This window comes from Flagellimonas sp. B-3, assembly GCF_056857835.1.
Genome location: NZ_JBSXNW010000004.1, coordinates 1 through 10723, shown reverse-complemented (window position 1 = coordinate 10723; position 10723 = coordinate 1). Strand labels below are relative to the sequence as shown.

Below are 10723 nucleotides of genomic sequence, written 5' to 3'. Positions count from 1 at the left end.
AATTTTGGAGACGGAAACACCTCTACGGAGCCAAATCCTATTCATATATATGATGACCCAGGCACTTATATTGTTGAGCTTACAGTTATGGATGCTGAAGGTTTGACTGATACCGCTACAATCACGGTTGTAGTGACTGTGGTTGGTGGAAATCAAGCTCCAGACGCAGTTGCTTCCGCAACACCCGATAGTGGTAATGCACCGTTGGAGGTCACCTTTTTGGGCAGTAATTCCACTGATGACGAACGTCCTTTGACTTATTCATGGAATTTTGGAGACGGTAATACTTCCACGGAGCCAAATCCGACCCATGTTTACAACAATCCTAGCACTTATATCGCTGAACTGACAGTAACTGATTTGGAAGGATTGACCGATACCGTTGCGATAACCATTCAAGTAACAGAAGAAGGTGGAAACCAAGCCCCGGAGGCAGTTGCTTCAGCCAACCCAACACAGGGACAAGCACCATTGGCGGTTATTTTTAATGGTGAGGCATCAACAGACGATACTGGCATCGATACCTATTTCTGGGAATTCAGTGACGGTAGAACGTCAAATCAAATGAATCCAACACTGACATTCGAAAATGCAGGGACCTACGATGCCACCTTGACCGTTACCGATGAAGCTGGATTGTCGGACTCTGCAACCATTCAGATCGTGGTTACAGAAGCAACTGAAAACCAAGCTCCAGAGGCAGCTGCTTCAGCCAACTTAACACAGGGTCAAGCACCGCTGGAAGTGAGTTTTATGGGAAGCAATTCAACTGATGATGTTGAGATAGTTAGTTATGCTTGGGACTTTGGTGACGGTAACAGTTCTACGGATGCTGACCCGACCCATACTTACAACGAGGTTGGCAACTATACTGCCCAACTAACAGTAACTGATGGTGAAGGGTTGACGGATACAGCTACCGTTGATATCGAAGTTGTTGAAGATTCTGAGACCACCGCTAGCGTAGCTCCGAATCCAGTTCCGATTAATGAAGATTATGCAAGTATTCAATTAAGCCAGCTTCCACACGACGACGTAGTGGTGACCAGTATTCATTTACACGATTCCATGGGTAGGCTTGTGGAAACATTTGATCCAGCTCAAACGTATGATACTGATTTGGAAGTATATCGAATACCAATCTTTATGTTGCGAAGTGGACTTTATTATGCCACCCTCGAATTGAGTGATGGCGACCCGATAGGAATTAAGTTCTTGGTTTCTAATTAAAGTAATACGAACTAAATTGATTAAAAAAAGGCCTCGATTTCGAGGTCTTTTTTATTGAACAAACAATTTGCTAACCATCATTACATTCCAATTGGGGCAAGGGAACCATATATTGAACCCTCTGGAGAAAGTCTTGATTCCCCATTGAACAGGAAGATGTTTTTAGTTAGTGAACCAAATGGCCGATTAAAGGCTGGAAATTTGTCGAACTGCCCGTATTTGTAATCATCTAAGGCACTTGCAATGGCAATTTATCTTAATCCACACCCAAGATTATCCTTATCCTAAGGATGATGTATTTTGGTTTAAATCACTTCAAAAAATTGATCATGCTGCTTTAAACACCCCTCGAAAACAAAATGGTCGAAAGCGTCTTAAAAATAATTCGTAAATCAAGAACCACGGATTTATTCTTGATGTAATAAAGGTCGTATTCCAGCTTTCTAATGGAGTCCTCCAGATTTTCACCATATTTATATTTGACCTGTGCCCAACCGGAGATGCCCGGCTTTACAAGGTGCCTAACATTGTAAAAAGGAGTGACCTCGTTTAATTTGTCCACAAAAACCTTTCTTTCCGGTCTGGGCCCTATAAAGGACATGTCCCCACGGATAATGGACCAGACCTGTGGCAGTTCGTCCACCCTAAATTTTCGCAAAACCTTTCCAAATTTGGTAACCCTTGCATCGTTTTTGGTGGCCATTTTTGCACCTTTTTTCTCGGCATCCACAACCATGGACCTAAACTTAAAAACTTTGTATTCCTTTCCATGTTTGCCCACCCTCAATTGGGTGTAAAAAAGAGGTCCAGGATTGAAAAAAATATTCAATAGAAATACAAATGGTATGGAAAGCAAAAAAGCGATTCCCGAGATCAAGGTTAGGAAAAAATTGAATGCAAAGTTGGCAATGCCCTGTAAGTAATGGATTTTATTATTGCTCAATTGCAAAATCTCGTAAAGGCTGTCATTGTGGGAATCTATGGGAAGTGCCTCATAGGTACTTTCATAAAACGAAGTATAGGTGAGTACCTCTTTTCCCGACAACAATGAATTTACCAGCATATTTTCCATTTGTTTGGAAAAATGGTTGTAACTCCTTGTATTGATAATGCACGAATCTATACTTTTTTCAATAAGCTTGTTCTCACTGATGGGATCGCTATCCTCGGAATTTAAATAAGTGGAAACAACTTTATAGTAGGTCTCGTTGTCATCTCCGTTGATATAGTCAAGGTTTTTCTCCAAACTATCCTTGGTCGTTTCGTCGTATATGTAGAGAACCCGTTTGGTCGTAGGGACAAATTTGAAAATATAATTGAAGAGCAAGCGCCATAACGATAACTGGATAGGGCAGAAAATGATGAAAACCAGTAAATACAATTGCCAATAGGCAAAAGCAAAGAAAAATGTGGTAACCCCCACTATGGAAATAGTGAACAAAAATGTAATGGTGAATATCCTTATAATGGAATAGGTGATGGATTTGGGAACCTTCTCCAGATTGTAAGTTTCAAAAATATACGCCAAAACAAAGTAAATGGCCACCCCAATGGCAACAATCGTTATTTGATAGAAAAGGGGGTCTTCATTCTGGTAATCAACGGCCCTTAAAACAAAGTTTCTTAGAGAGATCCCGATCAATGTCAAATCACCTAAAAACAGAATGGATTTTCTTTCTAAGGTATTCAGTAGAGGTTTTGTACTCATAATTTTCTATATGCTATTAGAGCTCAATTCAAATGTACGCCTAAGCACCACGGGATAAAAATCCTATTTAACAAACGTTCATTTTTCGAGATTCATATACGAACACCCGATTTTTTTGAAGTTTGACGAAAAGAAATCCGAGAGTTCCCCTTCAGGATTTTTTAGTCTTAAATTTGGTTAAAACCATCATTCATTTTGTTATGACCAAGAACAATCTTCGCATCAATAAAATGTTCCCCGTACGATTAGTTTTTCTAATTGATATATTGTTGACCAGTATATCTTTTGTGCTGTCGTACTTTCTGTGCTCCCTTATCCTTCCGGATATTTGGAACCACGGAATGTTGATCCAATTGCCAATTATTGTAGCGCTTACATCCTTTATTTTCCTTTTTATAGGCATTTACAAAGGATATGTAAAATATAATACCGTACGTGAAGTATATAGCATTTTCAATGCCATTTGTCTGGCCAATATTTTAACAATAGTCCTAGTGGTCGTAAATGGAAAACTGTTTATGGAAAAGGATTTAATGGTGCCGCTATCTATTATTATTGTTCACAGTATATTGAGCTTTAGTGCCCTTGCGATTTCCAGGTACCTTTATAAATTCTTTACCCTAAAAATTTCAAAACAAGTACAAAATTCCTCTATACTGGTCTACAACAATGCCTTGGGAGTAAAGAAACTAAAGTCCATGATTTCCCTGCTTGAAGAAAGAAATGGGGGGAACGACCAATTTTTGGTATTGAACAGTGAACATTTTGTAAAACGGTTTAGCGATAAATATATTTCCAAAATTGATTCCTGGTACATACATGAGGATTTGCTCGGGAACAACAATGATGATTATATGGAGTTTATCGACAAGATCCTAAACAAGAGCGAATCCGTTTATCTGGTCAATCTGATTACAAAGGACCTGGATTCGTCTCAGTATGAGTTAACATTGATCGACCTAAACAAAAACGGGGTCCTTGTCAATAGGAAACTTAGAAGTGGTGAAAATAAAGTCCTTCACGACCAAAAAGTAAGTGTCAATGAAAACCTGACCATTCCCATTGGCAACAATTCAAACTTCCTGAATCAACAATCCGTTTAAGAAGTACATTCAACCTTGGCCCAATAAAGCCCGTAGTTGGTGACATTTAATTAATGTCTATTGATATAGGTTAGGGGCTAATCCAATCTTAATTTTCTATTTATCATGTCGTCTCATTCAAGAAGTATCTTGCTGTGATGTGCATTCCTTTCTACCTATCAAAAATCAATGAGTATTTCATGTAAGGGACTATACCTTATTTTACAAGGATTCAGGTTAACAAGAATAATATTACAAAATATAAGCCATTGATTGTCAGGTGTATGAATCAAAATGGCGTTCGTCGATCTTAATGGTAGTTGGTCTAATTGCCATTTCCGCTTTATGAGGGTTCAAGCTTGTGATTTATCTTCGTATAGTTCCCCAAACAATAACACAAGATGAAAATGAAAATCAGCACGTTTGGGGATTGTTCCTCCTCCTTTTACGTTTACCAAACCAACAAATAAAATGAAAGAACACTACTCCACAATGCAGAGGTGCGCGGGCTTCCTTTGTATCCTTTTCCTTATTTTTTATAGTTCCTCGATTTCAGCTCAAGTAAGTTTTTCCCAAACATTGCTAAAGTACAATGGCAATGAGGATTTGAGTGGTGGGGTTACGGGAATGATGTACGGTCCAGATAATCGATTGTATGTTACCTCCCTTAAGGGAATGGTAAACATATTCACCATAGAACGGAACTTGACAAACGATTATGAAGTGCTTGATGTGGAGGTTTTGGATGATATCCAAGATATCGTTAACCATGATGATGATGGATCGCCCTGTAGTGGAAGTTATTCCCAATGCCATACACGCGAGACCATAGGAATCGTAGTGAGCGGTTCGGCCGAGAACCCGGTTTTCTATGTCTCCTCTAGCGATGTTAGAATAGGCGCAGGTTCTGGGGGCGGTAATGGTGATGTAGATCTGGACACCAACTCAGGGGTCATTACCAGGTTCAGCTGGACAGGGAGTTCATGGGACGTGGTAGATATAGTGCGTGGGTTGCCAAGATCTGAGGAAAACCATGCTACAAATGGTTTGGATTTGGTAACGATAGGAGGTAAGGAATATTTATTGGTGGCCCAAGGAGGCCATACCAATGGGGGTGGCCCCTCGGTTAATTTTGTGTTTTCCACAGAATATGCACTTGCAGCAGCTGTTTTGGCCATTGACCTTGATGCTATTAACAGTATGCCCGTACAATTGGACAATGGACGTCAATATATTTACGACCTACCAACGCTTGATGACCCTACACGAGCCAATGTCAATGGTATAACCGATCCAGATTCACCCGGTTACGATGGAGTCGACATCAATGATCCTTGGGGAGGCAACGATGGCCTAAACCAGGCAAAGGTGGTGCCCAACGGTCCCGTTCAAATTCTATCACCAGGTTACAGGAATGCCTATGATTTGGTAGTCACAAAGTCGGGTGCACTTTATGTGACAGACAACGGCGCTAACGGCGGTTGGGGCGGTTTTCCTGTAAACGAAGGGACTCCCAATGTTAATAACGATTATGACCCTAACGAGCCCGGAAGCCAATCTTATTCAGGCGGTGAGCACATAAACAATAAAGACCATCTACAATTGGTGACAACAGATTTGTCCACCTATACATTCTGGGAATATTATGGTGGACATCCTAACCCTGTGCGAGCGAACCCTACGGGTGCTGGTCTGTATACAGCTCCTGGGGATGGAAATGTAGGGGCTGTTTTTAGAACACAGATTTATGACCCAAGTTCTCCAGAGGCTGGTTATACAAGTGACCCCAGCATTGCACTTCCCGCAGATTGGCCCCCCGTTCCCGTAGAATTGGCCAATGTGGTGGAAGGGGACTGGCGTGGTCCGGACGAGGACAATCCCGATGGACCATTGGATGGTGAAATTGCCGTGTGGAGCACAAATACAAATGGAATCGCCGAATACAGGGCCTCCAATTTCAATGGGGCCATGCAGGGAGATTTGCTCGCAACGGCAAGCAGTGGAAATATAAGAAGGGTTCAGTTAACCCCTGATGGGCAATTGGAAAGTTTGAACCAAAGCTTTTTGTCGGGAACCAAAGGTTATGTTTTGGCCATTGCAACTACCGACGATGATGAAATTTTTCCTGGAACCATTTGGACAGGTGATCTTAGCGGTAACATTCAAGTGTTTGAGCCCTTGGATTTTGTGGAATGCATACTGCCCGGAAATCCTGGGTATGACCCATTGGCCGACAATGATTTTGACGGCTATACCAATCAGGATGAAATCGATAACGGTACCGATATCTGTAACGGGGGATCACAACCTTCGGACTTCGATAGTCTGCAAGGGGGTACATTGGTTTCCGATTTGAACGACCCCGATGACGATTTTGACGGTATTCCCGATGTGGATGACCCCTTCCAGTTGGGAGACCCCACTACAAACGGAAGCGATGCCTTTACCTTGCCCGTTGCCAATGATTTCTTTAACTATCAGCAAGGGCTGGGCGGTTATCTTGGTTTGGGGCTCACAGGATTCATGAACAATGGAACCGGAAATGGGAATTGGCTCAATTTTACCGATAGGAGGGATGACCCCAACGATCCCAATCCAAACGATGTAATGGGAGGCGCCCCGGGAATTGTAACCATGCACATGACCTCGGGCACTGCATTGGGGATTTCCAATACCCAAGAAAAGGGGCTGCAATATGGTGCCCAAGTCGATGTTTCCACCGGGGTATTCCGTGTTACAGGGGGCATGGTCGGGCTTACAGGTGAATCGCGTTTGTACGGCAATACGGAAGCAGTCAATGGCGAACTTGGATTTTTTATAGGGGACGGGACACAATCCAATTACATCAAATTTGTAGTCAATACCAATGGCCTTTTAGTACAGCAGGAAATAAACGATGAGGCCGATTCGCCGATCACTGCATCTATTCCAGAGCCTGATCGTCCTGAAACTGGAATTTTGTTCCATTTTGTGGTAAACCCTTCAACGGGAGAAGTGACTTTTGAATATCAAATTGATGGTGCTGCCCCTGTTGAGATAGGTCGTCTTACCGCAGGGGGAAGCATATTGGAAGCCATTCAAAGTCAAGGAACGGATTTGGCCCTTGGACTTATAGGCACTTCCAATACCGAAGGGGTTGAGTTGGAAGGTAGCTGGGACTTTTTGAATATTACCGGAAGCTCGCCTACCGTGGTGCAAGGTATAGCTGATATGGAGCGTATTGTAGGCTCTTCCGATGAAACCATCGATTTGGATACCGTTTTTGATGATAACCTAGGCGTGGAAAATTTAAGCTACTCCGTTGAGAACAATACCGATCCCAACATTGGTGCAAGCATAACAGGCAATATGCTGACCATAACTTTACCAACAACACCTGCGGAAAGCACAATCACCATAAGGGCGACCGATAGCGAATCCTTGTTTGTTGATATGTTCTTTACCGTTAAGGTCATAGAGGAAAGTATTGTGATCTACAGGGTTAATGCAGGAGGCCCGGAGATAGCATCCATTGATGGCGATATGGCCTGGGCCGCGGATCAGTCAAGCAATAACTCTCCATTTTTGGCAGAGCCGGGAACCAATACGACCTATGCAGGAACCATCACCAACTTGGATCCAAGTATTGATGCCGATACCACACCCTTGGCCATATTCAATACCGAACGTTTCGATGAAGCGAGCGGTGCCCCGAACATGACCTACTCCTTTCCCGTTCCCAAAAACGGCAATTATGAGATACGCCTATACATGGGTAATGGCTACTCGGGTACATCGCAACCTGGGGAGCGCATTTTTGATGCACTTATAGAAGGAATTGATTTGCCCCTTATAACAGATATTGATCTTTCGGAAAAATTTGGACATGCATCGGGCGGTGTGATAAGTCATATCGTCAAAGTATCCGACGGGGCAATAGATATCGAATTTTTGCACGGAGCTATCCAGAACCCTTTGGTCAATGGTATCGAGATTTTGGATGTTTCCGATAATAGCACACCTATATATGTATTTGATATCCCAAATCAAATCAGCAGCCCCGGCGAACAGCTCAACGGAAGCTTGATCGTTGATGCCAATGGTGGGGACGGCAACCTGACCTATGCCGCCGAAGGGCTTCCACCAGGGCTCTTTATTGAACCGACCAACGGTCAAATAGGAGGGACCATAGAAGCAAATGCGGTCGAGGGAAGTCCCTATGCTGTTACTATAACCGTTGATGATAGTGATGGTACAACGGAGGATGTTACAATAGTCAGTTTTCAATGGACCATCGACGGGGAGTACTTCTGGACGGACAAGAATGAAAATTTAAATTATACGGCAAGACATGAAAATTCCTTTGTGCAAGCCGGTGATAAATTCTACCTCATGGGAGGTCGGGAAAATGCACAGACTATTGATATTTATGATTACGGAACAGATACTTGGACTTCATTATCCGACTCGGCCCCATTTGAGTTCAATCATTTCCAGGCCACAGAATACAAAGGCCTAATTTGGATCATTGGCTCCTTTAAAACAAATGCATTTCCCAATGAAATCCCCGCAGAATTTATCTGGATGTTCGACCCAGCTAGCCAAGAATGGATACAAGGACCCGAAATCCCGACCAATAGACGTCGTGGATCATCCGGTTTGGTAGTTTATCAAGATAAGTTTTATGTAGTGGGGGGAAACACCGACGGACATGACGGGGGGTATGTGCCCTGGTTTGACGTATACGACCCCTCAACAGGGACTTGGACGGCCCTAACAGATGCTCCAAGGGCAAGGGACCATTTTTCGGCAGTGGTTATTGGTGACAAGCTATATGCGGCGGGAGGAAGGCTTTCCGGTGGTAGCGGAGGGGTCTGGGCCCCCACGATCGCTGAGGTCGATGTTTATGATTTTGCAACGGGAAGTTGGAGTACTTTGCCCAGCGGACAAAATATTCCAACGCCAAGAGGTGGAGCCGCGACGGTCAATTTCAACGATAAGTTAGTAGTTATCGGAGGTGAGGTAGAGGATGAAGTGGTGTATGGGGTATTGACGGATGATGCCCTTAAAATCACAGAAGAGTATGACCCCATCACAGGTGCTTGGAAGCGATTGCCTGATATGAACTACGAGAGGCATGGTACACAGGCCATTGTCTCGGGCCCAGGAATCCATATTTTGGCAGGTGCCCCGAGCAGGGGCGGAGGCAACCAAAAGAACATGGAGTTTTTGGGCGTGGATGCCCCAGTAGGAACGGAAACCCAGGCGAGTACATTACAGTTTACCGAGAGCGTTGCTTTTGAGGACGACCAAACTCTCGATATAGACCTGTCCGTGATGGGCGGAAACGTGGGGGTATTTATTAGGTCCATGGGGATTTCGGGCACTAACGCTTCAGATTTCAGTATAGATTCTGGTGCGCTTGTCAATGCCCTTCTTAATCCCGGTCAAACCCATACCATAACCGTATCGTTAAATGGTGTCGGAGCAGGTAAAACCGCAACTTTAACCATTGACTATGGTAATTCAAATACGGCCAGTATAGCACTTATGGGAACTGATGTAGATAGTGAAGGCGTTGTGGGCCTTACCTTGGTGGATGCCTCAACGGACATGGACCTGTTCAACTTGGTGGATGGCCAGCAGATCGACCTTGGGCCATCGGGCGGACAGTCCCTCAACATCAGGGCGAACACACTCGGTGGGCCGGGCAGCGTACTTCTGGAACTTACGGGCCCTGTTTCGGCCACCCAGCGGGAGGGCGTAGCGCCCTACGCGTTGTTCGGCGACCTATCGGGCGATTACAACGAGAGGGACCTTCCGTTGGGGGACTATACCCTTACGGCCACGGCCTATAATGGGAGCGGTTCGAGCAGCGGGGTCATGGGCCAGCCCCTGAGCGTGAACTTTTCCTTGGTGACTGGGGCGGATGGGATGCCCGTTGCGATGGCAACCGCCGATGTGGAGACCGGGGAGGCTCCATTGACCGTAAATTTCACGGGAAACGATTCTACGGACGATGTGGGCATAATCTCCTACGAGTGGGACTTTGGGGACGGCAGTGCGCCCTCCAACGAGGCGGACCCCGTCCATACCTATACGGCAGCGGGCAGTTATGATGCGGTGCTGACGGTGACCGATGGCGATGGTCAGACGGACACGGACACCATAACCATAATCGCAAATACGGTGCAGAGCGATCCCCCTATTTCTTTTGCCGAAGCGGACCAAGTAAGCGGGGACGCTCCCTTGGAAATACAGTTTACGGGAAGCAATTCCACGGACGATGTGGGCATAATCTCCTACGAGTGGGACTTTGGGGACGGCAGTGCGCCCTCCAACGAGGCGGACCCCGTCCATACCTATACGGCAGCGGGCAGTTACGATGCGGTGCTGACGGTGACCGATGGCGATGGTCAGACGGACACGGATTTTGTGGCCATAAATGTATCGGGGCCCCTTACCGAAGGCGTTGTGGGCCTTACCTTGGTGGATGCCTCAACGGACACGGACCTGTTCAACTTGGTGGATGGCCAGCAGATCGACCTTGGGCCGTCCGGCGGACAGTCCCTCAACATCAGGGCGAACACACTCGGTGGACCGGGCAGCGTACTTCTGGAACTTACGGGCCCTGTTTCGTCCACCCAGCGGGAGGGCGTAGCGCCCTACGCGTTGTTCGGCGACCTATCGGGCGATTACAACGAGAGGGACCTTCCGTTGGGGA

The 10723-nt window shown here is 45.2% G+C and carries 4 protein-coding genes; 3 read left to right on the top strand and 1 reads right to left on the bottom strand.

What is annotated here, in order from left to right; all coding sequences use genetic code 11:
* Positions 1 to 1230, top strand: a 1230-nt coding sequence (locus AC13CS_RS00055) for a PKD domain-containing protein (RefSeq protein ID WP_482888243.1), incomplete at its 5' end; no start/stop codon positions are given.
* Positions 1231 to 1567: 337 nt separating this feature from the next.
* Here AC13CS_RS00055 and AC13CS_RS00050 read toward each other — a convergent pair.
* Positions 1568 to 2938, bottom strand: coding sequence for an exopolysaccharide biosynthesis polyprenyl glycosylphosphotransferase (locus tag AC13CS_RS00050; RefSeq protein WP_163627922.1), 1371 nt, complete (start codon positions 2936 to 2938; stop codon positions 1568 to 1570).
* A gap of 200 nt (positions 2939 to 3138) precedes the next feature.
* On the opposite strand from AC13CS_RS00050, the gene AC13CS_RS00045 reads away from it, so the two are divergent.
* Positions 3139 to 4041 (top strand): hypothetical protein, encoded by a 903-nt coding sequence (locus AC13CS_RS00045; protein ID WP_163627923.1) that lies wholly within the window; start codon positions 3139 to 3141, stop codon positions 4039 to 4041.
* A 471-nt stretch (positions 4042 to 4512) separates the two neighbouring features.
* Positions 4513 to 10723, top strand: a 6211-nt coding sequence (locus AC13CS_RS00040; protein ID WP_482888244.1) for a PKD domain-containing protein, incomplete at its 3' end; no start/stop codon positions are given.